Source organism: Burkholderia sp. LMU1-1-1.1, assembly GCF_040675865.1.
Classification (GTDB): Bacteria; Pseudomonadota; Gammaproteobacteria; order Burkholderiales; family Burkholderiaceae_D; genus Rugamonas.
Window position 1 is genome coordinate 85,241 of sequence record NZ_JBEGHG010000014.1, and the last position, 24,125, is coordinate 109,365.

Below are 24,125 nucleotides of genomic sequence, written 5' to 3' on the forward strand. Positions count from 1 at the left end.
CCGCAGCATTGAGTTGTTCCACCGAATTGGTGCTGGCGTCACTCCCATGGCGCTGCTCGTAATGCAGTGTTGATCCACTTGCCGTCGATAAGTTTGAGAGTGTCACCAATCTTGTATTTCTTACTTTCTAAGGGTATTGGTTTGTTTAAGACATCTAAATATTTAGTTGTGAAGCGCTCGGGAGACATTCGCCGAAACGAAATATTTTCAATTGAAGGTCCTCGCAAGAGATTTGCAGATCCACTTAAAACTTCGACAATACTTCCAGAAATACCAGCGAAGAATTTTGCGTGAAAGTCTTGCTTTGCAAGCCCTCCAGTGACAACTTTGGCTTCTAGCCCATAACGCGCAAGCTCTGTAAACGGCACATCGTTCGCATCGTGAACCTCCTTAAATTTGGTCCACGTGGCCTTCCGGGTTATAACGGTTACCTGCTTCGGATCAACATTGCAGAATAACCAATCCCAAACAGCTAGAACATCTTCTGGCTTCATGAACTGATGACCTACGAATGGGCTCGCAAGCACAATTTGGTCTGCAGTAACATGCCAGCGGATCAGGAGCTTTTCAAGCAGGTCCATTGCATCATTCTTGCTTGCTAAACAGTTCAATCGATCTTCCAAATTAGTGCCATCGACATGAACCAGGAGGCAGCGATCTGCCAGAGGTTGAGCGCTTGCGCCCAAATACATCCGTGCGCTGAAGGTGGCCACATGCAAAACACCACAGCTACATGGAACATCAAGTTGCACCAATATACTGTCCGATGAGGCGCCGCCAGTTCCGGCTGAAAGCAGAAAGTTCTCAGCATTGCGCCACGCTTGCTCTAGCCGATCTCGCTCAAACTTCAGCGCGCCATATGCCGCAGCGTCGAGGTCGGCGTCGTTGCGTTCACATCGGTAGAGCGAGGGGGCTCCTGCCTTAAATTGCAAGTTCAGCTTGGCATTCGGGCGATCGTGCATCACGATGTCTGCGGCTACCGGAACGTTATAATCGCCTGGCCAACCATCGATCTCCGTCACCCGCCACCGTTCGTTGGTCGATGACTCTCTTGGATTAAATAGCTGAAATTTAAAGGGCTGCGTGCAACCTGGGCACGTGACCACCCATCCACCGGCATCGTTCTCGATTTGAAACATGCATTGGCGGTAGTGGAACGGGGCTTCGCAGGATGGGCAAAGGGCGACGAGAGATTGATGCGAGGTTTGCATATGCGACCTATTCAGATGAGTCGTCCAGGGTCTTAAACAGCGCGGGGTCAACGAGATCTCGAAGTGGCACACCGAGCGCCTGCGACAGCAGGCCCATGTTGTCGATGGAGACGTTCCTGACGCCTCGCTCAACTTCACTGACGTAGGTACGGCTCAGGTCCGCGCGTAGTGCCAATTCTTCCTGCGATACGTCTTTTAGGCGCCGAGCCCGGCGAAGATTTCTTCCGAAAACTTCCCTTGCCGATAGCTGTTGGTTTGTTTTTTCCATGACTGCAAGCTTCATTCTAGGAGTGAAGGCAGTCCACCAACTATGCGGAACTCTTTGTCAACTATAAGTGACTTTTTGCGAATTTACATATATATTTCGCCTGCGAGGTAAAAATCTTGTTTTATCGAAATATGAGCAATAGAAAATTCCTGTTGGGCGTAGACCTAACAAAGACTGCCTTTTCAATCCGTTTCCAGCAACTCCAGGAAGCGCTAAACGATAGCCTCCAACGGCGAGAGACTGCGCTCGAAGCGGTCCTTGCGGCACAAGATCGCTTGATTCTTCGCATGGAAGGTTGGGTCGATTCTTTGGCAGACCTCCACATGTCAGCGACGTCCGATATCGACCTCTTCCGGCATACCCTGGAAACCAACCGGAAGGTGTATCGACTGAGGACGCTCGCGATGCACAACGTGACCGTATCGGACCTAGAAAAAGACGATCTTGAGCGCGCCTTGCATCGAACCATCCGAAAAATCCCAACGAGCAGAAACGGCACCCATGCTCCAGTGGCACTGACAGGTCCCCATTAGTCCAACGATGCGTCACCACTGCAAGGCCAGAATTTTTCTAAGGAACAGCCAATGGCATTCGAGAACGTCCAATACACCACTGTGCCACTCACCCAAACTATGGGGCTGATTGACCTCGCGGTTTTTGTTGCTCTCCCTGCTTTTGCGGCCCAGGCATTATCAGACGACACGACCACGGTTGTGCTCGCGTCGGTCGCGGGCTTTGCTGTAATAGCGGCCATCAGAGGCGTGCGGCGGTATTTCAGCCTCAAGAGAAGCTTCGCGACCGCAAAAGCACATTTGAAAAAGCACGGGATAAGGACTGATCTAGAGCTCCGCCACGAGCTTGCAGTTGACTCGGTGTCTGGAAAAATTGTTTTCGTTGCGCCGGCTACCATGTCCTATCAAGTCTATGATCGGTCGGACATCCTCAGGTGTGAGCACCAGTGGGTCACCAAATCGAACAGCAATGGCCAGTTGTCGAAGACCAAGAATATCCTTGTTTTTAAGACGCGCAACGCGCAGCAGCCTCTCTACAAAATCCGCTTATTCGATCACGCCACTGCCGAGCTCTGGCTGGCCCGCGTGAACGCTGTGTTGAATTCATAGGCCGCCGAAAACGCTGGGCACCTGCTTTTAGTGCGGCTACTATGTCAGAACCGAGCGGCGGGTACTGACTGATGCGTCCAGCGGCATCCTATTTGGGCACCCGAAGCTTCGCTCGCCTTCCCACTTCAATACAAGCTGACCGATGCGCTTACTGATATTGTCAGATCTTCACCATGAGCTGTGGCGCGAAAAAGCTCCGCATATCGATTCAAAGATCAGTCGTCCCGACGTAGTCATACTGGCTGGCGATATCAGCGGTGGCGCCAACGCTGTGGAGTGGGCCGCCAACGCATTCGCCGACGCAACTGTTCTCTACGTGTCAGGCAACCACGAAGCGTATGGTAAAAATCTTGACGACGTCCAGGATGACATTGAGGTAGCCTGTCTGGCGGTCCCTAATATACATTTTTTGAACTGCAGCGAGTACATCCACGAGGGTGTTCGATTTATAGGTGCAACCTTGTGGACTGACTTCAAACTGTTCGGCGATGACACGCGGACAGATGCAATGCGCGAGGCGGAATCAGCCATGACCGATTACAAGCGTATTCGCCTGGCAACGAAAGGATACAGAAAGCTGCGGGCAACTGATACGGCACAGATCCACGCGGTGCACAGGTCATGGATCAAAAACAAGCTTGCAGAGCCGTTCGCTGGCATCACGGTGGTGATCACTCACATGGCCCCGTCCATGCAGTCAGTGCCAGAGCAATACCGGACCGATTTGTCTTCTGCATCTTACGCCTCGCAGATGGACGACCTAGTCTCGCAATCCGATCTCTGGGTACACGGCCACATGCATGAGACGCTGGACTACCGCGTGGGCAAATGTCGTGTCGTCTGCAATCCCTGCGGCTATATCAACCGGAGTGGCGGGCCTGAGAATGCACAGTTTGATCCCGCCTTCGTAGTTGAGTTACCGGACACTTGAAATGACCAGGCAGATCAATCAATGGGGCACAGGACTGCGGTCCCACCCGCGAATTTTTGCCTCAATGCGTTTAATGCTGGTTTGTGTGCTGGCCTGGGAAATTCTTCAGATCTGGCAGGGCGACGAACCACAGGTAGCGGATGATGCGGCGGTCAGCCCTCCTCGTCGAATTGTAGAAAGGTGTGATATTTTCATCTCAGCAAGCTGGTATCCTGTTGCCTCAGGCGATATCGGCCAGAAGCCGACCTTTACGGCTTGAATTGCTTTCGTTTCAAATCGACAAAAAAATGCCGCATAAATAAATGAAACGGTCTGCTACCCCACGTAGCAGGGCGCACATGGGGGGAGACATGGCACAAGTGCTGAGAATACTGGTGGTCGATGATGTCGAAACAATGCGTAAGGTCACGGCTGGCCAACTGGCCTCGCTTGGCTATGGGCCGGTGGACCTCGCAGCCGATGGCGCCGAAGCTTGGCGCATGATTGAGCGCAAGCGTTATGATTTGGTGATCTCCGACTGGAATATGCCGGCGTTGACCGGCATCGCCCTACTGCAGATGATTCGCTCCAGTCCGCGCCATGTGCACATGCCGTTCATTATGATCACTGCCGAGGCCGAGCGCAGCCGCATCGAAACGGCCATCAGCAGCGGTGTCAGCGACCTGCTAGTCAAACCCTACACGGCGGGCCGGCTGGCCACCAGCATCAAGCGGGCGATGGCGCATCAGGTTGCACCACCGGCGCCGGATAAGGAAACGAGTATCGCCGCCGCACCCGTGGACGATGTGAGCGTCATGCCACCGGCGGCGGTCCATTTGCCCCCAAGGGAACCGCTGCCGCCGACATTGCTCCTGGTCGACGACACCGCTGACAACTTGTACATGCTGGCCAATGTGTTCAAGGGCCGCTACCGCATCAAGGCAGCGCACAACGGCGAGAAAGCGCTGGCCTTGTGCTGTGGCGACACGCCGCCCGACCTAGTGCTGTTGGACGTCATGATGCCCGGCATGGACGGTTTTGAAGTGGCGCGCCGCATGCGCGAGCATCCCGGCGCGGAAAATGTACCCATAATCTTCGTCACCGCCCTTACCGACGACGCCGCGCGCCTGCAAGGCATGGAGTTGGGGGCGGTGGACTTCATTACCAAGCCAATCGACCCGGTCCAGCTGAAGCTGCGGGTCGACAACTTCATGCGCTACGTCGAGCTGCGCCGCCACCTGCAAGCCGATTATGACAATATGCTCGCCATCGCCCGCCTGCGCGATGACGTCGAGGCCATGACGCGGCACGACCTCAAGGGCCCGCTGGCCGGCGCCATCGGCATAGTGCAGTCGCTGATCGACGCCGCCGACCTGGACCGCCGACAGCTTGAGAATTTGCGGCTGGCCGAGCAGGCCATGCTGCAGGTGACCGACATGGTCAACCTGTCGACCGAGCTGTACAAGATCGAGACGGGAAAATACGTGCTCCATGCAGCGCCGCTACCCATCAGCGACATGCTGCGGCGGGTGGTTGAGACGGCGCGTGCCACTTACGCGGGCAAGCAACTGGTGCTGGCGGTCGACACCGATTTCGATGTCGGTACCGACGCCCCGCTGGCGCTGGGCGATGCCATGCTGACCTATTCGCTGCTGAATAATCTGATCAAGAACGCCTGCGAGGCAGCGCCCGAGCGCACCCGCGTCATTGCCACGCTGTACACCGGAAGCCCGCTGCGCATCGAGATCGTCAACAAGGGTGTGATCCCGGAACCGATACGCGAACGCTTCTTCGACAAGTTCGTCACCGACGGTAAGTCAGGCGGCACCGGCCTGGGCACGTATTCCGCGCGCCTGCTGGCGCGCGCGCAATATGGCGAGGTGGCCTTCGCCGTCGATGACGAACTCCAGACCACCACCCTGGTCGTCAGCCTGCCGTCGGCGCCGCCCCCGGCCTGAGGCGAATCGCGCGGCGGCCTTGCTTGTCAGGCTGGCTGCACCACGGCGTCAAGCGCTTCCAGCGCGGCGTCGAAGTCGAAGCGTTCAATTGCTTGGCTGACTTTGCGCAGCTGTCGCGCCAGCGGGTGGCCGGCAGCTTGCGATTCCAATGTCTCCAACACGTCCAGCGCGGCGGTGTCGCTGTCGGCCAGCAGCTTGCGCAGCTGGGCAAGTGTAGCGGCCGCGTCCGGCGGCAGGGCGGGAGCCGCTGCGATGGCCTCGGCCGGGGTGTTCTCTGCCTCTGCCGCGTAGTTGCCCAGTGCGGCCAGGCCGGAAAGCACCGGCGCCAGTTCGTTTTCGACCGCCGTCAGCAGCGCAGCCAGTTCGGCTTCGGCTACACCGGCTTTGCATGCCAGTTCCAGTGCGGTAGCTGTCGCCGCCACGCCTTTGGCGCCTACGTTGCCGGCGGTGCCGCGCAAGGTGTGGGCGACCCGCGCCGCCGCTGTGGGGTCATCGCTTTGCCGCGCCGCCTCGAAATCCTCCCGCAGTCTGGCGTGGCCGTCGCGGAAGCGCACCAGCATGCGCAGGTAAAGGTCCTGCCGGCCCATGCTGGTTGCCAGGCCGGCGCGCTGGTCGATACCGGGGAGTTGGGCAGGTAGGGCAGCGGCCATTTTGCCTGCAGCATCGGGCTGCACCGCTGGGGGAGCTGCTATGGCCGGCTGCGCCGGGTGGATCCACTTGCTCATGGTGGCGAACATGGCGGTGACGTTCAGCGGCTTGGAGATGTGGTCATTCATGCCAGCCGCCAGCGCCATTTCGCGGTCGCCGGCCATGGCGTTGGCGGTCATGGCAATGATCGGCAGCTGCGCGTACCGGGGTTGGGCGCGCAGGCGGCGGGTGGCTTCATAGCCGTCCATCACTGGCATCTGGCAGTCCATCAACACGCCGTCGAAGGCGGCGGCACCGGCATGGGCGAGCAGGTCCAGCGCTTGCTGTCCGTCACCTACGACGGTGAGTACGATGCCAGCGCTTTCCAGCAGCTCGCGCGCCAGTTCCTGGTTCATATCGTTGTCCTCGGCCAGCAGCAGGCGGGCGCCGGCCATGCGGGCTTGGTCGGCCGCGCTGCGGTCCTGTCGCTCTGCCTGGCGCGTTTCGGCCACCACGCCCTTGCCGAGTACCTCGCCGATCGCTTCGAGCAGCGTCGACGGAGTGACTGGCTTGGTCAGCACGGCTGGCAGCGCCACCTGCTGGAGGGCCGCCGCTTCCTGAGCGTCGTCCCGGCCGAAGGCGGTGACCATGATGACAGACGGGATGTGAGTCACTGCGCCGCTCTGCATGCGCTGCAGCGTTTCGACGCCATCCATGCCCGGCATGCGCCAGTCCAGAAGCACCAAGTCGTAGGGCAGGCCTTTGCGCTCGGACTCGACCATGGTGCGCAGCGCGCTGTGGCCGCTATCGGCGAGGTCCACCTCCAAGCCGAAACTGCGCGCCATGGTCGACAAGATTTCGCGCGCGCTGGCGTTGTCGTCGACCACGAGCACGCGCAGGCCGAGCAGCTCGTCGGCGTGGAACATGCGGCGCGGCTGTACCTCGGTCTGGCGCTCGAAACGGGCGCTGAAGTGGAAAGTCGAGCCCTCGCCCGGCATGCTCTCGACCCAGATCCGGCCATCCATCAGCTCCACCAACTTTTTGGAGATAGCCAGACCTAGCCCGGTGCCGCCGTATTTGCGCGTGGTCGAGCTGTCTGCCTGGCTGAACGACTGGAACAGGCGTTCGCACTGCTCGGTCGTCATGCCGATACCGCTGTCGCGCACCCAGAAGTGCAGCTCGACTTGATCGCCGGCGTCGGCCGCCATCTCAATCCCCACCACGATCTCGCCGCGTTCGGTGAACTTGGCGGCGTTGTTGCCGAGGTTGACCAATACCTGCCCCAGCCTCAGAGAATCACCCACTAATGCGGTCGGCAGGTCGGCCGAGGTGGCGAACAGCAGTTCCAAGCCTTTGTCCTCGGCCTTCAGGCCGATCATGCTGGCGAAATTCTCCAGTACGTCCTCCAGCCGGAACGGGGCCTGCTCGATGTTCATCTTGCCCGCTTCGATCTTGGAGAAGTCGAGAATGTCGTTGATGATACCCAGCAGGTTCTCGGCTGAGCGGTGAACCTTCTCGATGTAGTTGCGCTGTTTCTTATCGAGATCGGTGCGCAGCGCTAGGTGGCTCATGCCGATAATGGCGTTCATCGGCGTGCGGATCTCGTGGCTCATGTTGGCCAGGAAGTCGCTCTTGGCGCGCGTGGCGTCCTCCGCGATCTCCTTGGCGCGCAGCACCTCGGCCTCCGCCAGCTTGCGGTCGCTGATGTCGCGCACCGAGGCGCACACGCAAACGCCGCGCTCGGCGATGGCCGGCAGCCGCGACAGGCCTATCTCGACAGAGAAGCGGCTGCCATCCTTGCGCATACCGTGCAGGTCGGCGCCTGCCATGCCCATCTGGCGCGATGTGCCTTGCGCGATGAAACCATCGCGCGAGCCGACGTGGCGCCCGTGCGCCTCCGGCGGCACCAGCGTCTCGATCGGCAGGCCGGCCAACTCGCCGGCCTCGTAGCCGAACAACTGGTCGAGCTGGGGGTTGGTCATCAGGATCAGGCCGTTGGCGTCGATCACCAGCATGCCATCCGGTGCGGCTTCGATGATGCCGCGATACCAAGCCTCGGTAGCTTTCAGTACCACTTGCTGCGCTTCTAGCTCGCCGGCCATAGTCTGCACCGCGTGGCTGCGCGCTTTGATCTCGAGCGACATCGCCAGTTTGGGCAGCAACTCGTCCATTAATACGCGTCCGGACTCGCCGGGGGCCTCGAAGCCGGCCAACTCCAGCACGCCCATCAAACGTTCGCCATGCAGCAGCGGCAGCACCTGCAAGTGGCGCGGGCGTGATTGCCCTAACTGAGAGTGGATTTGCGCGTAGTCGTCCGGCAGTGCGTCGAGCTGGCGCGGCTGTCGGTCTAGCGCGCATTGGCCCAGCAGGCCGCTCCCCAGCGCCAGTTGCGGCGCCGGCGGATGGTCTGGGTCTGCGGCGTAGCTGGCGGCCAGGCGCAGTCCGGTGGCTTCGTCATCAAGCAGGTAAAGCGCCCCCTGGCCGGCCTGCACCACCGGTGCAAGCAGGGTCAGCAGGCGTTGCGCGGCCTGGTCCAGGCTGGCCGCCTGTTGCAGCTCGGACTGGATGGAGGCCTCCTGCGATTTGATCCAGCGCTGCATGTCGAGCTGGCGCGATTCGACCTGCAACTTGGCGATGGCGCGCGCTAGGTCGCCCGTTTCGTTCTGATAGTCGGTGTGCGGGATTACGCTGTCAAGCTGGCCGGAAGCCAGCGCGTCGACCGCCTCGCGCAGGCGATTGACCGGTCGCCGAATCGAGATGCTGATCCACCAAGCGCACAGCAGCGCCACCGCCAAGCCGCCGATCAGCAGGCCGTATGTGAGGGTGCTGCTGGTGAGCGCGAACTGGCGGATGTGGTAGATAGTGCTGCGGGCGTTGGAATCCTTGACGGCGGCGATCTCGGCCATCTGCAGGTCGGCCGTGCGCAGGGCTTGCTGGAAGCGCTCGCTGTTGAGCAAGGCGTTAGCCTCGCTGTTGCGGTTCAGGCGCGTGAGCTCCATGGCCTCGTCGGCGATGCGCTCGGCGCGCGCCAGCATGGTTTCGAAGACGGCGTACCGTTGCTGATTATCGGCACGCAGCAACGTGGCGCGAGCCTCGTCGACGGTGAAGTGTAGTTGCTCGCGCGCCTTGTCGAGCTGTTCGAGCGCCTCGTCGGCGGCTATCGGGTCCGGGGCGTTGGTCAGCTTGTACAGGATCAACTCGAAGCGGGTAAGTTGGATGCGGGCCTCCTTGACCTGCACGATGCCGATCATGCCCTCGCTGAGCAGTCGCTGCATGTCGCTGCTCAACTGGTCCTGGGTGCGCAGGCTTTGCAGCCCGAGAGCCAGTGCCAGCAGCAGCACCGCGCAAAAGCCGGCCGCCAGCTTCTGGCGCAGGCGCAGCCGTTCGAGATAAGCCAGCGGCGAACGCATGGGAGCGCTCACTGTGCAGGTAGGGTATGCGCGATGGCGGCTGCCTGCTTAGCCATGTCGTGGTCGCTGTCGGCGTAGCGGGCGGCGACCTGCTGGAAGGCAGGCAGGTTGGCCAGGAAGGCGTCGCAGACGTCGGGATCGAAGTGTGAGCCGCGTCCTTCCGCTATGATCTCCACCGCTTTTTCGTGCGGCATGCCTTCCTTGTAGACGCGGCGGCTGATCAGGGCATCGTAGACGTCGGCGACTGCCATCAGGCGGGCGGAGATTGGGATGGCATCGCCGGCCAGGCCTTCAGGATAGCCGCTGCCGTCCCATTTTTCCTGGTGTGAGTAAGCGATCTCCTTGGCCAAGCGCAGGAAGTCGACGTCCATGCCCAGTTGTTGCTCGGCGTGGGCGATGGCGTCGCGCCCAAGCGTGGTGTGGGTTTTCATAATTTCGAATTCCTCAGGCTCGAAGCGGCCAGGCTTGAGCAAGATGCGGTCAGGGATGCCGATCTTGCCAATGTCGTGCAACGGCGCCGACTTGAACAACAGCTTGATGGTTTCGGGGTCGAGGAAAGCGCGGAAACGCGGATGATCGCGCAGGTGTTCGGCCAGCACCTTGACGTAGTGCTGGGTGCGGCGGATGTGGTTGCCGGTCTCGTTGTCGCGCGTCTCGGCCAGCGAGGCCATGGCATGGATCGTGACGTCCTGGATCGCGCTTAACTCGCGCGTGCGGCGCTGCACCTCTTGTTCGAGGTAGTCGTTCTTATCGCGCAGGAAATCGGCAGCGTCTTTGACCTTGAGCTGGGTGCGCACGCGCGCCAGCACCACTGGCGGGCTGATCGGCTTGGTGATGTAGTCGGCCGCACCCAGCTCCAGACCGTGAGTCTCGTCCGCACTGGAGGCCATAGCGGTCAAGAAGATGATGGGGATGTCGCGTGTGGCCGGGTCACTCTGCAGCACCTGCGCCACCTCGTGGCCGGTCATCCCAGGCATCATGATATCAAGCAGGATGAGGTCGGGCGGCGGTGCATCCCGCGCGATGCGCAGCGCCTTCTCACCGTTATTTGCTGCTTTGACCGTATAACTATCTTTGAGCAAGTTGGCCATCAACAGAAGATTATCCGGCGTGTCGTCCACGACGAGGATTACAGGCCTGATGGGACGGGTAGAAGATGGATTCATGCCTAAACGCTCCAATCAGGTTGCACTAATTTGTTGCCTAGACTATATCTGTGTGCTGTGCGCAAGTAAACTGCATATTGGTTTTGCTACGCGAATCGCTCCCGTCCTACACTACATTCTCCGATCACTGGGTGTTGTTTGGATTCCATCGCTCAAGCTTTCGAAAATGATGGTGTGGGAAGGGTGCGCTTAGGGAGACTTGCGCCACCAAGCTGAACTTTCTGCTTTGGGCCGTAGCGGCCCTTCGCATCGCTTATACCCAGACGAAATTTGATGTCCGGATTGAAGAACAGGTGTCCGGTTTGTCATGCCATTCGGTGTCCTGCTTGTCGTGAGAATCGCTGTCCGGATTGATGAGAATACTCAACCAACGGCAGACTGTCGAGGACCCAGAATTTCCTTGTTTTTAAGACGCGCAACGCTCAACAGCCTCTCTATGAGATTCGCATTTTTGATCACACGACTGCCGAACTCTGGCTATCGCGTATAAACGCCGTGCTGAATTCGTAGTCTGCTGAAGAACTGGGCTTGCGCTTTTAGTAAGGCTAATATTAATTGCCGAGATGGAACGGAGTGGAAAGCTAGAATTAGGTTATAGTCCACTTCTTTCGAAGACAGAACGCATAGGCAATATTTCCGCGTGGTTGATCTCTCTGAATTTCTTATCACTGCAGCAACGCTTGAATTTCTTCCCGCTTCGGCAATGACAAAGATCATTTCTGCCGATCTTAGTATAATCAGAATTTGGTACCTGCTTTTTCCCCCAAGCTACTCCACCGAAATTTGATATTCTGATATGCTTTCGATTAAGTGCGTTAGCTAAATATTTGATACCACTAAAGCCAGGCGCATTATTTGGAATTGTAATCACACAACGCTTATCGACCGGATGCTCGACTAAAGCCACGTGATCCATGGCAAGCATATCTCTTGCAATCGCGCAGGCCCTTTGCCCGCGGTAGAGTTCGTTTCTGCGATGGCTACATTCGAAAGAGTCAATGTCATGTCCGCATATACTGCATTCATACCATCCGACCGCCCATCCTACACTGGCGAATATTTTATAAGGATAGAGTGATTCGAGCGCACATAACTGTTCGGCTAGCGGATCTAAAGCTATTCCCGACCACCGACGAATCAGGCGAAGTGAATCGTTGGCATCCTGTAGCGCCACCCATGATTCGGAGTACTGTCCTGAAGAAATTTTTCTCCATAGACTGCCATATGAACGAAAGAATTCTATGTATGTCTCTAAAATGGAAATATCATTCTGTATCTCATCGGAGCCACTTGCGTAAATCTCTCGCGCCGAAATTAATTCATCTAACAAGTTGTCAATTTCAGGCGACGCTTCCACCCCGACACCCACATCAATTTCATTGAGATGGGCTTTAATCACTTCTTGCATGCTGGTCAATAGCAGCATGCCTTCATCACTATTCAGAAGATTCATTGAAAAAGTTGTCCAAATCAAACCGTTTAACAGCCTTTTTTAGCGAATCGCTGTCTCCTGAAAATTCGAATTTTTTAGTAATGCCATCCCGTTTATTCTGATACACAACTGTCATGTGCACCTTCGGACGATCTGATAGCAAATTACCTTTTATTCTGTCATAAAAATAATTTGAAACCATATTCAGAAGGACGGACATTGAAGTATCTCCGGCGAGATATATCAACGGAAGCCAGATATCCCCACTATGTAAAGCTATTTTGGGGGAAGAGCTTGGTAGCGAGATTGAAAATTCTGGAGTGGTTTGTTTAATCCACTTTGCGAAATCTACCCCGTCGGCTTTTAAGCCGAGAGGTGTTTCTCCGTAGGGTTCAGGGACTAATGCAATACCATCTTTATTCGATTCGAAGTACTTTAAATAAGCCGCAGTATCTTCGACGGTGTGAACGGACAGAGTAGAGCTAGGTTGAGTATGATTCGCCATCAAGTATGACCTCGAATAAATTTTCCGGATCGGGCGACACCAAATTTTCGGTGTCCGTGCTCTGGTGGGTAGCACTCGTTTTGTTCAAGGCAGGCCACGACCGTCGCGCCAACGAAATCGCTATCCAACGCTTTCGAACTTAGGTGTCTGAGTCTGAACGGTACTGTCGACCGAATCGGCCGTCAGTCATAGAATAGCATCTTGCTCATGCGAAAAGTAAAAGAAAACTTACACGAGGCAGTTCATCGACACCAACCCGGGTCCCCCATCGGTCTCTTTTAATTAGTGGTGTTTGCTGGAGCTACTTTAAATCAAAAAACGATAGTAAGCCGTTCGGGCATACCTATTTGGCTGTAATACATAGTCTCCATTAGCGGGTGGTCAGAGGTGATTTTTTCGGAGAGCGCGTCGATGTCGAGGCCTGTTCGCTCCGCCAAACTCGTAAGGACATCCTCATACCAGTTCGGATTCAAGTGATTGATGCCTTGACTTCCTTCCATGTGGATGACTCGCCAATCTTCATCATTGATGATTTTTTCCACATCCTTGAAGTGATACAGCACCTCTGTAAGATATGACATACGCAGCATCCCAGTGATCATCGCCCTCCAACTGATCGCTTCGTATTGCATCTCTTTCGCGGCCATCAGAAATTGATCGATTCGGTATAGAATTCTAGCAACTAACACTGCAGAATGAGCACCGCCAACGTCTAAAAAAGTACCCATGACACTTCGCGCGCCAGACCGTAGAAGACCATTCGCAACTGAAATATGTGATCCCCCGATCGGCGCCGTCGAACATGCGCTGAGGAGCACAATCGGTGGGATTCGCGCTCTGTAGGCCAACTCCCATGTATTTACACGCTCGTTACCGAACTGAAGCCACCCTTCGGCCTCATGTCCGCCATGTCCACCGTGACAGTCAAACACCACAACTCCTCCAGCAAAACCGTTTAGCGCATCTATAGCCTCCGCCTCGCTTTCAACATCTACGATTGTAATAGTCATCTTCGCGCTGATTTTATATGCACTCACCGCCGTTTCGAGATGACCTCGAAGGGGGTCATGCTGCTTAAACGAACGAATGATCAACACCTGGTAGACCAACCGCACGGGCAACAGCATCGGAAGTGAGCTCGCAGCGTACTGCAGCAGCATGTTTCCAGGTGTCATGGGAATTCGCGAAACTTGATGGCTTATCATCAACGGCAGCCGACCGACGTATAACCATTCCAGCGGCACGTCGCTGCACAGCTTGCACGCATCGCCCTGTTCAGTCATAAGCTTTAAAATATCATTTCCTATTTCAGCACGGAGCGCGTTGTTAAACACTAGAAATTTTCGCTGAAGCAGGGTTTTCCCTTTTTCGTCCAATCGTTTGGACAACTGCTCCAGATTTTTTAATTCACTCAGGTGTAAGTTAATTGCATTAGGTAGCCGAATACTAGGAATATTTTCAACATTTGAAAGCAAACCAATTGCAGCCGAAGTTGCGTAGACCTCTATTTGTCGCCAGCGCATGATCGATCCGAAAATAGGGTCAGCGAATGGATTGCTGGGAACATCGCTACCCATATCAACAGCTGCGGATGAGTACGATTTGTTTTTGAACAGCAGGTTTTCGATAAGTTTCCTTTTCCATTTTTCTTTGATCTGCCGGAAGACCTGGTTCCATACATTGTTTTTGAAGTCATAGAAAAATGCTTTAGCGGCCGGTGCATAGACGATAATTTCTCCGGCCTGCCAGTGATCGCCATACAATGCAAGTAGGGTTGATCGTAAAGTCTCCGTCACAAGCTGAAGTGCCTGCTCATGAGATTCCAGCACAACTCCTTCTGGACCCCGTAGCGTAAAACCAAAGCTCTCAAGTAGGATCTGATTAGGGAGGACAATGCCGTGGAGGGCTGGCAGGTCAATATAAGACCTGTATCGCTCCCTCAGGTTCCTCACAGGTTGTCCTCGTCTGGAAAACAGCTTAAACAGGGCATCGTCAATCGAGCAATAGTGATCATCTGAAAGCGAACGGGTGTCTAGTACGCCTGGGCACTCATCTGGCGACAGCAGTAAGGTCAGTCGCCCGTGCTTCAACTGAGTCTCAGCCACGTCTTTTAATTGGTCGGGAAGGAATAGGAATACCGTTATTTGATTGTCTGTGGAGAAATTAATGACGTTCAGCAATTGAGCGCCGACAGCCATCACATCCTTGAAAACTTCATTGCGCCGCCAGATCAGTAGTTCTTCCTGCGTCATGAAAATTTCACTTATGCTGCCTGGCAAACAAGCCAGGAGATGCACTAAGTCTAAAAAACGACGGTCTCCAACAACTGGGTTCCACCCTTGAAAAGGTGTCGCATCTTCTTCTGCTCCGCCATCCGGCACAACAAGCACATAGCGCAAATGCATATTATTCCCACTTTGAATTAGGTAATTTCGATTATGACCGCGTTACGGTATCCAAGCAAAATACTTCTGTGCCATCGTAATCGTGATCGGCCTCGCTAGAAGATCCTTTTGTCTGACTACGGTGGCGCTGAGCTCGGCTCACTCGTATGACGCTGTGTTGAACACCAAAAGGCCTGCTGTCGCCATTGCGTCCAGCAGTTACGCAATTAGGAAGAATAGATGTTATGCTAGAGCAATATTTTTCTCGTCGAATTTCTTCATATGCGTCTTTACCACTACACCTCGGTCTCGTTGGCTGACGGCATTCTCGTCTCTGACCTGGCTCACGGACATTTGAACACCCTTAACGGGATTATTGGTCCGGTGGTTTGGCTAACGACCGATCCAAAGGCAGAAGGGCATGGCTTGACACATGGAGCAGAGACGCTCAATGATCGCCAGATGGCTCACCAAGCGAAGCTACGTGGTGAAATGCCTAAGAATCGCAGCACATCGGACAAGATGAGGGTTCGGCTAACGTTCGATGTTCCTGAAGATGACATGGTGCAACTACTGCGCTTCACTGACTACTGTGAAGGTATGTCCGATGGGAGAGGGAAGTTGTTTGCGAAGTGGACCGGTCTTAGCTGCTACACCGACATGGCGACAGTAGATGACCGGCGACTTAAGGCAATGATGAAGTCCCAACCAACTAAGGAAAAGACTTGGTGGATTTCGTTCTTTCCAGTGTCGGCACGGTTTATCACTGCGGTCGATATTCGTGACGCGAAGATGGCCTATCGCCCATATGATTTCGAGGCGCTAGCTCGCCACCCGATGGAGAAATTGGGTTTCTTCGCACCTTCGTTTACCGCGCTGCAAGAGCTCGGAGCGATCGTTAAACCATTGCATCCACTCGGCTACACAAAAGCGCTTGCGTTCTGCCCTGCACCTGATGCAACGCCAACAGTGACTATCCGTGACGGCGGGACGGAGTTATCCTACGAAATCGAGACCGGCAAGAGTTTGACTTTAACGGCAGATTACGAACCTCAGTTGTCTGCTTGGGTAGCGAAGTATCGTGAAGAGTTGAGCTCTGCATGGGCGCATGCAAAAGAGTCTTATTACTTGTTTCATCCAGAGCATCGAAAGATCAATTTTTAAAGAGGAGAGTAGTGCACGCACATCTCAAACAATAGTTAAATTAACATGTAATGGTGTTGGAGCATGGGCGTCATTCAAGCAAGACAGGAAAAATAAGATCAGCCTCAATCTCTATATTTAATTATTCAGAAAATTTATAGCAGCCAACGCAAATTAAAAACTAATCCTTCTTGAAATTTGCTAAACCATTGATAAACGTAATCGTGTTGCCATATTTTCGCGCTAAATCGATTAAAACTTCACTTCGTACTGAAGTGGAAATGGAAAGTTTTGCTCCTGATTCCTGAGCGATTTCCGCAAGCTCATAGAGAGTTTCCGTACTGATTCCGCTGGCGAGAATGAGGTTACTGCCATTTTTAACAAGTTCCTTCAACACTTCTGCGCTTGCCATTTTTTATCCTAATTCAATTGGTGCGACGGTCACGTTCAGACAACCCAGCGAGTGCAACGAGTCAGCGATTGATTTGCCACCGCTTCCCCGACCAGGTCTATATAAGGTTTCGAAATTCTAGGCGAGCGCGGCCTTCAACGCGGCCAGGATATGTTTCCCCTCAGTCTCCCCTGCAACATGGATGTCTACCCCACCGTCGATGTTCACAGCATATGGCACAAAGGCCTGGCCGTCGCTTTCGATTTTCAGTCGTAGTACAAACCCGCCACGGTCCTCGCTGTCCATGCTGTGATGCAGCGAGACATGCGCCGTGCCTTCCGCACCGCCATGAAAAATTTCAGTCACCGACGAGCCGCCGGTAGTGTTCGCACGCGGCTTAATCGCACGTTTATCTGCGATGTCGTTGCCGTCAATCAGGTCGTCCGGTTGGCGCGCAAGTAGTTGTGGATTTATCATAATTTCCCCTTAGTGGTTTGACTGCTGCAGAAATAGCAATTGCGAAGTGACAAGTTGGGATAAAGTGAGGTTTCTCAAGTGATATTTTTTGGGGGGGGACGTGGTGGCAGATAGCAATCATGCGATGGATGCGTACAAGGTGTGGCAGCCAGCAGCAGAGAAGTTCGATTATCACATTGCTACCGTGGCGGCAGCGGTTTCTGCCTGGGGTGTACAAACGATGACGTTGACCGGGCTCAACATGTCGACTGGCCTGCAAGCCGTCGGCTTGGCATTGCTCTGTGGTTCAACATATTTTGCACTTCGTCGCATTGAGGGGAGTGTCCAGATTTACCGCATGTCGCTAGCCGACGCTACGAATACTGACCGCTATAGCAAGCTGATAGAGCAAGAAAGAATAAATCACGCTATGGGCGAGCCGGCCGACTTAGCTAAGATTGCACAATATGAAGATGGCCTGAAAGCCGGAAAAACTAAGGCTCGCGAGTACGCTAATACCGTGAAGCGCGACTACAGACGGCGAAACCGGCTGCTGTTGTCCGGCCTCGTCGTGTATGCCGTCGGTCGCGGATGGGCGCAGGTCACTGTGCCAGCTGCGCCTCAGGCTATGACATCTCCGACGGTTCAGGAGCCGCTGCAGTTCCAGCTCCTGCTACGCAGAGCCGTGCAGCTGCTGCCACTGCTACGCAGGGAGGATCTCCGCGCGACTGTAGGTCGCAGTTGGTCAATAGCGCCGGGAGCATAAAATGAACGAGCTGTGGCTAGTCTTCCTTGCTGTCGCAACTCCGATAGCGGGAGTGGTTGGCTTTGCCATTCAAATACGGACGGTGCGTAAGGTTCGGTTAGAAAACACGAAGCTAGAGCTGGAAATCGTACGCCTTCAAAAGGAACTGGAAAAGGCCGACGGTCGCATTGTGTTAGCAGGACCAGAGGAGATAGAAAAGTATGGGGGCATAAGGTTCAGTTACAGAGGACCGTGTCCGGGACCTGATGATGGCATGGTCGTTGAAAAAGCGTCTTTTTGGTCTTCAATCGTATCAGCAACTTTGCTGTACGGATTTCTCGCGTTGGCCGTACTCTTCGTCCTCTACCTGGGCTACGACGTCTATCGTGTTGGGCGGTGGCTCTGGTCCTTTCTCTAACTTCCACTAGATTTTGAAGATTCGCGAGTGTTTCCGAGAAAATCCATGCCAAAAAATTGTAAATAGTGCGATTTGAAATTTTACCTTTTTTCTTAAATTTGCTTTCAAGTGAATTGACGCGCTCAATTTCGAAGCACAGGAAAGCAGTTTCGTGACATCATCGTTCATATTGCAAAATTAACTGAGGAAAAATGGACGACTATCAGCTATCCCCACTTTGGATGAACGCCTTTGATGACGTTGGAGATAATTTTGACGTACAACGCTCCAAGCTAAAAAATGCATATATGGACTTCCGAGCGCGTGTGGCGCTTTTGGTGGGACAAATACATAAGGATATGCCGTCTCTCACTGTACATGACATATCCCACATTGATGCCTTGTGGTGGATCGCATCTGAAATCGCCGGGGAAGGGTATGTTCTAAACCCTGCAGAGGCTTTTGTTCTAGGTGGCGCATTCCTCTTGCACGATTCCGCCCACTGCATTGCAGCTTACCCTGGCGGCATCAATGAAATCAGGAAATTGCCTGATTGGAAATATTTCTCTTCTCACGCAAAAGTTGACCCAGACGCTGTTGAGCCTGGAACTGAACAATTTCAGTTAATACTCTTCGAAGTGCTCAGGGCCATGCATCCAAAGCAAGCTCGAAACCTTCCACGAATAGAGTGGCACTCTGAGCAGCGCGGGGCGATGTATTTGATTGCAAACGATGAATTAAGGTTCGCATTTGGGGACGCAATCGGCGTTGTGGCGGAAAGCCATTGGCATTCGCCGCATGAACTAGAATCGTTGAGTACTCGAATTATTAATGCTCCGACATATTTGCACCCGGCCCAGTGGACTGTCGATATTTTTAAATTGGCAATCTTATTGCGAACGGCCGATGCCGCCCATCTGGATGAACGGAGGGCGCCCCGTTTCCTTATGGCTCTTGTGCAGCCAGGTGGAAGCTCTTTAGCTCATTGGCAGTTTCAGTCAAGGATGCATAGTGTAAAACGAGACCCTGATAACTCGAGAAACGACCTAACAGTTTCTGGAAATCCATTTCCGCCCAGCGAGCAGGATGCATGGTGGATGGCATACGATGCTTGCCGAATGATTGATCGTGAACTAAGAGCAGCAGACAGGCTATTGGCGGACTTCCATCGTGAGCGATTGGCCGTACGCTCTGTCGCGTTCTCATATAGTCCAGAAGCGTTTTCTCGGAAGGTGCCAACTGAGGGTTGGACGCCAGTCGACACAAGCATAAAAATTACGGACATTCAATCGATGGTGGAGCGGTTTGGGGGAAGTAAATTATATGGAGACGATCCCGCGAATGCTTTGCGCGAAATACTACAGAACTCGGTAGATGCTATTCACGCTTGTCGGGCGCTAGGGGGGCTAAGCGAGGAAGATGGGGAAATAGAAATTGCAGTTGACGAGGCTCCCGAAGGGTACTGGCTCCAGGTAACAGATACGGGCATAGGAATGAGCCGATATGTGTTGACTGAAGTACTTTTAGACTTCGGTCGATCTCTTTGGCGAAGTGGAGACCTAAGGGCTGAATGGGCAGCACTGCCTGTTACTACCTTCGAAGCTATCGGTCAATTCGGTATCGGTTTCTTTTCAATCTTTATGCTTGGTCAGCGCGTTCGAGTAGCCACGCGCCGTTATGAGTCAAAAGAGGGGGAAAGTGATCAATGGTTATTAGAATTTTTGGCAGGGACAAATCGTAGGCCTGTTTTGCGTGTTCCTTCATCCAATGAGAGGTTAAAGCGTGATGGTACCAGGCTCTCCGTACTAATATCTAAGGAAACTTTTAAAAATCTGTGCCCAATCGTTCATTGGAGTGGCACTCTTGATCGGTTGACGTTCGCTCAGACCTGTGCCCGGCTGGCTCCAACTATTGATATCAATCTTTATCTGCGCATCGGCACAGAACCCCGTGAACGTATAGTTAAAGCGAACGATTGGAAAACGATGGATTCCATTGATCTTCTTCGCAGGGTTTCACCGAAAGTATATGCAAAGTCGGATGGCAAAAATTTTGGGAATTGGTCACATCTGGAGGACATCTATTCTGAAACAGGTCAACTGATAGGTCGATGTGGTGTGCAGTCACAACGATCATCTTATTTTTACGGGCCAGAAACTGGTGTTGGTGTAGTGAATGGTATATATGCCGGATCGGTAAGCGGAATTTCAGGCGTGATATTTTCGAAGGCACAAACCGACTTAGCTAGAAAAACTGCAACTCCAGACATCGATATTTTCAAGTTAAACTTGTGGGCAAATTCTCAGAAAACAAAACTGAGAAAATTTGAAAAATTAGATGAAAATGAAAGCGCCATGCTCGCCCGCTTTGGTGCGGAAATTGATGGGCTCACATTTGGAAATCTCGGTGGAATTGCGTATTCTTATGACGATTTTTTAGAGAAACTTAGAAATGTGGAATTTCTAATTGTGCATGACGGCAAAGCTGATCATAGCGATGATGACAATGTTTTGAAAAGAGAATTTGATAATAATTTTCAGGAAGTTGAAGAATTGCTTGAATTGGCATCTGTAGAAAATCCGAAGTGGGTCGAAGAAGTGCGGATTAATGAAAAGTGCACAATATCGTGGTCTTTATCCACTGCGTTAGAAGCGACTTTAGAAAAAGTCTGGGGGGAATTTGTTTCTCTTGAAGAAGATGTCGTAATTGGTCACGTTGATAGTGAGGAAATTAGGCGCGCTTGCAAAATTTATAAAAATGGAACTGAAATTTCGGTAGATGATTTGTGATATAAAATAATAATTTCTGGGGGCTTCGTGAAGATAAAAGTAGATCTAAAAAACTGTTATGGCATAAGTGACCTAACGCACTGCTTCGATTTTACAGGAAGTACGGGGTATGCGATATATGCGCCGAATGGTTTCATGAAAACTTCTCTTTCGAAAACATTTGAAGATCATGCTAAGCAGAGGGATTCAAGTGATCTAATCTTTTCAGATCGTGTCTCAGAAAGGACGATTACTGACGGATCGGGAGTGAACATAGCTCCAGAGTCAATTTTCGTGATAGAACCTTATAACCAAGATTTTTCTTCAGAGCGAACCTCCCTGCTGTTAGTTAATAGCGAAATTAAACAAAAATATGATGACGCGCTTAAACAAATCTCTGAAAAATTGACAGTCTTGTTTGCAAAGCTCAAACAATTGTCGGGCTTAGCCGGTCGAACTGTCACACCTGAAACGGAGTTCTTGAGATCCTTTGGATCCACAAGCATTGCTGACCTCTTGGAATCTTTAGAAAAGAAAGTAGGGGAAACGGCGCCAAGTAAGTTGGCTGACATAGTCTATGCTGAGATTTTTAATGAAAAAACTACGGCTTTTCTTGAATCAGGGACAATAAAAGATCAGCTTGAAGAGTATATTCAAAAATATAATGATCTCGTATCGAAGTCAGATGTTCTTAGTAAACAATTTAATCACTATAGCGCCGGAACTGTCAATAAGCAGCTAACGGACAACGGGTTTTTTGCCGCTAAGCACACTATAAATCTGAATACAAAAGGCGGTAAGAAGGAAGTCAGTTCGGCCGAGGAGCTGGCACAAAAAATTGAAGATGAAAGACAAAAAATATTTTCTGATAAGGACCTGGCAACCAAATTCGATGCAATTGATAAAAAGATTCAAAACGTCGAACTTCGCAAATTCCGAGACTATCTTTTCGACAACCAAGACCTGTTGCCTGAATTGAAAAATTTTAGGCAATTACAAAAAGATGTTTGGGTAGCCTATCTTGTGAATCAGAAAGAATTATTCGATCAATTCTTAATCCAATACAAGGCTGGCAAAGTAACTATTGAGGCGGCTGTCAAGCAGGCCAAGGAAGAGCAAACGGACTGGGAAAAAGTTGTTTCTACCTTTAATAAGCGATTTTTTGTTCCGTTCACCATGTCTGTTGCAAATCAGGAAGACGTCATCCTTAAAGGAACTAAACCATCCATTGCATTTATGTTTTCTGATGGTGAAAGTAAAGGTGAAGTTCCAAGAGACTCGTTATTGAAGGTTCTTAGTCAAGGTGAAAAAAGAGCATTATACATATTAAATTTGCTCTTTGAAATACAGTCTCGGCAGAAACAAGGTGCCATAACAATTCTTTTGGTAGATGATATTGCTGATTCTTTTGATTATAAAAATAAGTATGCAATTATTGAGTACCTCAGAGAAATTAGTCAATCAGGAAAATTCTACTGCATTTTTCTATCGCACAATTTCGACTTTTATAGAAGTATCAGCGGACGCCTTAACCTGAAGAGGGAGTGCAAGTTGATGGCTTCCAAAAGTGGAAGAAAGTTAATCCTAAACCAAGAAAAATATCAGAATAATCCTTTTATGTTCTGGAGGGATAACTTGCAAGAACCATCATATTGTATTTCTGCTATTCCATTTGTCCGGAATTTGGCCGAATACTGCGGTCACGCTGCAGAATACTCAAAATTGACCTCGTTACTGCATGTTAAAGGAGATTCCGAAACAATTACTATTGGAGATCTTTGTAGCATTTACAAGAAAGTTCTTTCCGATAAAACGGAATTGGTTCTTCCTTCGGAAGACCAGGCAGTTATCAACGTTCTCCTTCAGGAAGCAGAAAAAATCGCTGCCGGGGCTGACGATCACATCGAGTTAGAGCAGAAAATTGTGATTTCTATCGCGATCCGATTGGTTGCCGAAAAGCACATGATTAAAAGAATTGACAATCAAGAATTTGTTAATTCGATCAATAATAATCAAACAATGAAACTTTTCAATGAATATAAAGGACGTAGTCTTGGAAATCCGGATGAGATAGAAAAACTTGAGCAAGTCAATCTTATGACTCCGGAAAATATTCATTTGAACTCGTTTATGTATGAGCCCATTTTGGATATGGGATCGTCACATTTAAGAGCTCTATATGTTAATGTGAAAGCGCTTCCTTGAGCAGGATTTCAACAGAGATCAGCCCTCAGAACTGCGGCGATCGTATTTCTTACGCAGCTGAGTGTGCGTCAAAGCCTTGCCAGAAGCGAACAGAATCATGTTCGCTATGGCCGATAGAAGACCTGCGGTATCACAAAGTGTAGAGTCACGATGCCTAGAAATATTAGCGTTTTAGGTAATTCAAGCGGCCCATCGGACCTGTCAGAAATTTTGTGTGTGGCGAGGCCTGGGTTTCTTAGTTAATTAATCGCATTCGGGCGCCTCGAAAAACCTTCCCAGTTTTGCCGTTACGTTGGCGACCCGACTTTGACCTGATTCCAATGATCAGATACAGCCTGTTCCAACCAAGAACGCGAAGCGAAGCTCAACGTGCTTGGCGACACGTGGCGGGTGTCGTTCTAACTCCGATGTCCGTCCGGAACGCCGGCTCCGGAGCGCAACACAACCACCAAATCAAGATGATCGGCGCCGTCTCCGCTTTTCGGGAAATTTGTTTAAGCCGAAATCGTTAATTCGAGGTTCTCCGGTGTAATGGCTGGACGTTACTGAATAAGTTGATCATAATATTTTGCAATCAGGCCAACGCCTCATCTTCCCTCCGAGGCTCTATACATCATGTCGAGCATTGCCATCACCGATCTAACTGTGCCTAGGGACATCGACAGCGTCTCGCGCCCCGTTGTTGCCTTGGGTGCTACATCGGTAACAAAAGACTGGGAAAATGCCAGGCATCAGCACCGCAAGGCGCAGCTAATCTATTCCGTGCGCGGCATCCTCAACTGCGAAATCGAAGACGGCGTCTGGATCGTTCCGCCGCAATGCGCCGTATGGATACCGGGAGACTTGCTCCACTCGGCCCGGGGGGCGGGAGAAACGGAATGTTATTGCCTGTTTATCGAGCGGTAATCCCCCCTGCAAATGATCGCCATCAGAAGTAGAATTTTCTCAATTAGCTTTTTGAAAGTTCTGCAATGAAGACTTCCCGATTCACCGACAGCCAAATCATCGCCATCCTGAAGCAGGCAGAA

At 52.3% G+C, this 24,125-nt stretch carries 19 protein-coding genes; 10 read left to right on the forward strand and 9 right to left on the reverse strand.

All coding sequences use genetic code 11. From position 1 onward, the window contains the following. Window positions 1-38: 38 nt before the first annotated feature. The gene (locus MRBLMU1_RS15225) at window positions 39-1,211 is read right to left on the reverse strand and encodes a hypothetical protein (protein ID WP_363502768.1); all 1,173 of its coding nucleotides are present in this window, start codon (window positions 1,209-1,211) and stop codon (window positions 39-41) included. A 7-nt stretch (window positions 1,212-1,218) separates the two neighbouring features. Continuing rightward, window positions 1,219-1,479, reverse strand: a complete 261-nt coding sequence (locus MRBLMU1_RS15230) for a helix-turn-helix domain-containing protein (RefSeq protein ID WP_363502770.1) — start codon at window positions 1,477-1,479, stop codon at window positions 1,219-1,221. A 584-nt stretch (window positions 1,480-2,063) separates the two neighbouring features. Between MRBLMU1_RS15230 and MRBLMU1_RS15235 the strand changes: the two genes are divergently transcribed. The 4 genes from MRBLMU1_RS15235 (at window position 2,064) to MRBLMU1_RS15250 (ending at window position 5,468) form a co-directional block, all read left to right on the forward strand. After that, window positions 2,064-2,600 carry a hypothetical protein gene (locus MRBLMU1_RS15235; RefSeq protein WP_363502772.1) on the forward strand — a complete coding sequence of 179 codons (537 nt, stop codon included), beginning with the start codon at window positions 2,064-2,066 and terminating at the stop codon, window positions 2,598-2,600. Between the two features lie 142 nt (window positions 2,601-2,742). Next, window positions 2,743-3,531, forward strand: coding sequence for a metallophosphoesterase family protein (locus MRBLMU1_RS15240; protein ID WP_363502774.1), 789 nt, complete (start codon window positions 2,743-2,745; stop codon window positions 3,529-3,531). A gap of 1 nt (window position 3,532) precedes the next feature. Continuing rightward, window positions 3,533-3,790: a hypothetical protein gene (locus MRBLMU1_RS15245; RefSeq protein ID WP_363502776.1), complete on the forward strand. Its 258-nt coding sequence runs from the start codon at window positions 3,533-3,535 to the stop codon at window positions 3,788-3,790. A gap of 91 nt (window positions 3,791-3,881) precedes the next feature. Then, on the forward strand, window positions 3,882-5,468 hold the full coding sequence (locus MRBLMU1_RS15250; protein ID WP_363502778.1) for a hybrid sensor histidine kinase/response regulator: 1,587 nt from the start codon (window positions 3,882-3,884) through the stop codon (window positions 5,466-5,468). 26 nt (window positions 5,469-5,494) lie between these two features. On the opposite strand, the gene MRBLMU1_RS15255 is transcribed toward MRBLMU1_RS15250, so the two are convergent. From MRBLMU1_RS15255 to MRBLMU1_RS15275, 5 genes are all read right to left on the reverse strand, one after another. After that, window positions 5,495-9,505 carry a response regulator gene (locus tag MRBLMU1_RS15255; protein ID WP_363502780.1) on the reverse strand — a complete coding sequence of 1,337 codons (4,011 nt, stop codon included), beginning with the start codon at window positions 9,503-9,505 and terminating at the stop codon, window positions 5,495-5,497. Between the two features lie 8 nt (window positions 9,506-9,513). After that, window positions 9,514-10,671, reverse strand: a complete 1,158-nt coding sequence (locus tag MRBLMU1_RS15260; RefSeq protein WP_363502782.1) for a response regulator — start codon at window positions 10,669-10,671, stop codon at window positions 9,514-9,516. 592 nt (window positions 10,672-11,263) lie between these two features. Further along, window positions 11,264-12,124, reverse strand: coding sequence for a YecA family protein (locus tag MRBLMU1_RS15265; protein WP_363502784.1), 861 nt, complete (start codon window positions 12,122-12,124; stop codon window positions 11,264-11,266). Further along, window positions 12,108-12,608: a hypothetical protein gene (locus MRBLMU1_RS15270; protein ID WP_363502786.1), complete on the reverse strand. Its 501-nt coding sequence runs from the start codon at window positions 12,606-12,608 to the stop codon at window positions 12,108-12,110. Before MRBLMU1_RS15270 ends, MRBLMU1_RS15265 begins: the two co-directional genes overlap by 17 nt. A 311-nt stretch (window positions 12,609-12,919) precedes the next feature. Further along, window positions 12,920-15,013: a CHAT domain-containing protein gene (locus MRBLMU1_RS15275; RefSeq protein ID WP_363502788.1), complete on the reverse strand. Its 2,094-nt coding sequence runs from the start codon at window positions 15,011-15,013 to the stop codon at window positions 12,920-12,922. A 261-nt stretch (window positions 15,014-15,274) separates the two neighbouring features. On the opposite strand from MRBLMU1_RS15275, the gene MRBLMU1_RS15280 reads away from it, so the two are divergent. Beyond that, the gene (locus MRBLMU1_RS15280) at window positions 15,275-16,156 is read left to right on the forward strand and encodes a hypothetical protein (RefSeq protein WP_363502790.1); all 882 of its coding nucleotides are present in this window, start codon (window positions 15,275-15,277) and stop codon (window positions 16,154-16,156) included. 160 nt (window positions 16,157-16,316) lie between these two features. Here the strand turns inward: MRBLMU1_RS15280 and MRBLMU1_RS15285 are convergent, their stop codons facing one another. Both MRBLMU1_RS15285 and MRBLMU1_RS15290 read right to left on the reverse strand, forming a co-directional pair. Then, a complete protein-coding gene (locus MRBLMU1_RS15285) occupies window positions 16,317-16,547 on the reverse strand; it encodes a hypothetical protein (protein ID WP_363502792.1) in 231 nt (76 codons plus the stop codon). Window positions 16,548-16,664: 117 nt separating this feature from the next. Beyond that, complete coding sequence (locus MRBLMU1_RS15290; RefSeq protein ID WP_363502794.1) at window positions 16,665-17,003, reverse strand: hypothetical protein; 339 nt, start codon at window positions 17,001-17,003, stop codon at window positions 16,665-16,667. A 103-nt stretch (window positions 17,004-17,106) separates the two neighbouring features. Here MRBLMU1_RS15290 and MRBLMU1_RS15295 point away from each other — a divergent pair, with 103 nt between their 5' ends. The 5 genes from MRBLMU1_RS15295 (at window position 17,107) to MRBLMU1_RS15315 (ending at window position 24,003) form a co-directional block, all read left to right on the forward strand. Continuing rightward, entirely contained in the window at window positions 17,107-17,748 is a 642-nt protein-coding gene (locus MRBLMU1_RS15295) for a hypothetical protein (RefSeq protein WP_363502796.1), read from the forward strand. 1 nt (window position 17,749) lies between these two features. Next, window positions 17,750-18,145, forward strand: coding sequence for a hypothetical protein (locus MRBLMU1_RS15300; protein ID WP_363502798.1), 396 nt, complete (start codon window positions 17,750-17,752; stop codon window positions 18,143-18,145). Window positions 18,146-18,336: 191 nt separating this feature from the next. Further along, on the forward strand, window positions 18,337-20,913 hold the full coding sequence (locus MRBLMU1_RS15305; RefSeq protein ID WP_363502800.1) for an HD domain-containing protein: 2,577 nt from the start codon (window positions 18,337-18,339) through the stop codon (window positions 20,911-20,913). A gap of 135 nt (window positions 20,914-21,048) precedes the next feature. After that, window positions 21,049-23,097: a hypothetical protein gene (locus tag MRBLMU1_RS15310; protein ID WP_363502802.1), complete on the forward strand. Its 2,049-nt coding sequence runs from the start codon at window positions 21,049-21,051 to the stop codon at window positions 23,095-23,097. 615 nt (window positions 23,098-23,712) lie between these two features. Further along, on the forward strand, window positions 23,713-24,003 hold the full coding sequence (locus MRBLMU1_RS15315; protein WP_363502804.1) for an AraC family ligand binding domain-containing protein: 291 nt from the start codon (window positions 23,713-23,715) through the stop codon (window positions 24,001-24,003). Window positions 24,004-24,125 lie beyond the last annotated feature (122 nt).

Excerpts from the sequence above, each read along its gene's own strand:
- MRBLMU1_RS15250 (WP_363502778.1), top strand. The coding sequence starts at position 3,882 with ATGGCACAAGTGCTGAGAATACTGGTGGTCGATGATGTCGAAACAATG.
- MRBLMU1_RS15235 (WP_363502772.1), top strand. The coding sequence starts at position 2,064 with ATGGCATTCGAGAACGTCCAATACACCACTGTGCCACTCACCCAAACT.
- MRBLMU1_RS15280 (WP_363502790.1), top strand. The coding sequence starts at position 15,275 with ATGCGTCTTTACCACTACACCTCGGTCTCGTTGGCTGACGGCATTCTC.
- MRBLMU1_RS15265 (WP_363502784.1), bottom strand. The coding sequence starts at position 12,124 with ATGAATCTTCTGAATAGTGATGAAGGCATGCTGCTATTGACCAGCATG.
- MRBLMU1_RS15275 (WP_363502788.1), bottom strand. The coding sequence starts at position 15,013 with ATGCATTTGCGCTATGTGCTTGTTGTGCCGGATGGCGGAGCAGAAGAA.
- MRBLMU1_RS15285 (WP_363502792.1), bottom strand. The coding sequence starts at position 16,547 with ATGGCAAGCGCAGAAGTGTTGAAGGAACTTGTTAAAAATGGCAGTAAC.
- MRBLMU1_RS15230 (WP_363502770.1), bottom strand. The coding sequence starts at position 1,479 with ATGGAAAAAACAAACCAACAGCTATCGGCAAGGGAAGTTTTCGGAAGA.
- MRBLMU1_RS15270 (WP_363502786.1), bottom strand. The coding sequence starts at position 12,608 with ATGGCGAATCATACTCAACCTAGCTCTACTCTGTCCGTTCACACCGTC.
- MRBLMU1_RS15290 (WP_363502794.1), bottom strand. The coding sequence starts at position 17,003 with ATGATAAATCCACAACTACTTGCGCGCCAACCGGACGACCTGATTGAC.
- MRBLMU1_RS15225 (WP_363502768.1), bottom strand. The coding sequence starts at position 1,211 with ATGCAAACCTCGCATCAATCTCTCGTCGCCCTTTGCCCATCCTGCGAA.
- MRBLMU1_RS15300 (WP_363502798.1), top strand. The coding sequence starts at position 17,750 with ATGAACGAGCTGTGGCTAGTCTTCCTTGCTGTCGCAACTCCGATAGCG.
- MRBLMU1_RS15305 (WP_363502800.1), top strand. The coding sequence starts at position 18,337 with ATGGACGACTATCAGCTATCCCCACTTTGGATGAACGCCTTTGATGAC.
- MRBLMU1_RS15255 (WP_363502780.1), bottom strand. The coding sequence starts at position 9,505 with ATGCGTTCGCCGCTGGCTTATCTCGAACGGCTGCGCCTGCGCCAGAAG.
- MRBLMU1_RS15240 (WP_363502774.1), top strand. The coding sequence starts at position 2,743 with ATGCGCTTACTGATATTGTCAGATCTTCACCATGAGCTGTGGCGCGAA.
- MRBLMU1_RS15315 (WP_363502804.1), top strand. The coding sequence starts at position 23,713 with ATGTCGAGCATTGCCATCACCGATCTAACTGTGCCTAGGGACATCGAC.
- MRBLMU1_RS15245 (WP_363502776.1), top strand. The coding sequence starts at position 3,533 with ATGACCAGGCAGATCAATCAATGGGGCACAGGACTGCGGTCCCACCCG.
- MRBLMU1_RS15310 (WP_363502802.1), top strand. The coding sequence starts at position 21,049 with ATGAAAACTTCTCTTTCGAAAACATTTGAAGATCATGCTAAGCAGAGG.
- MRBLMU1_RS15260 (WP_363502782.1), bottom strand. The coding sequence starts at position 10,671 with ATGAATCCATCTTCTACCCGTCCCATCAGGCCTGTAATCCTCGTCGTG.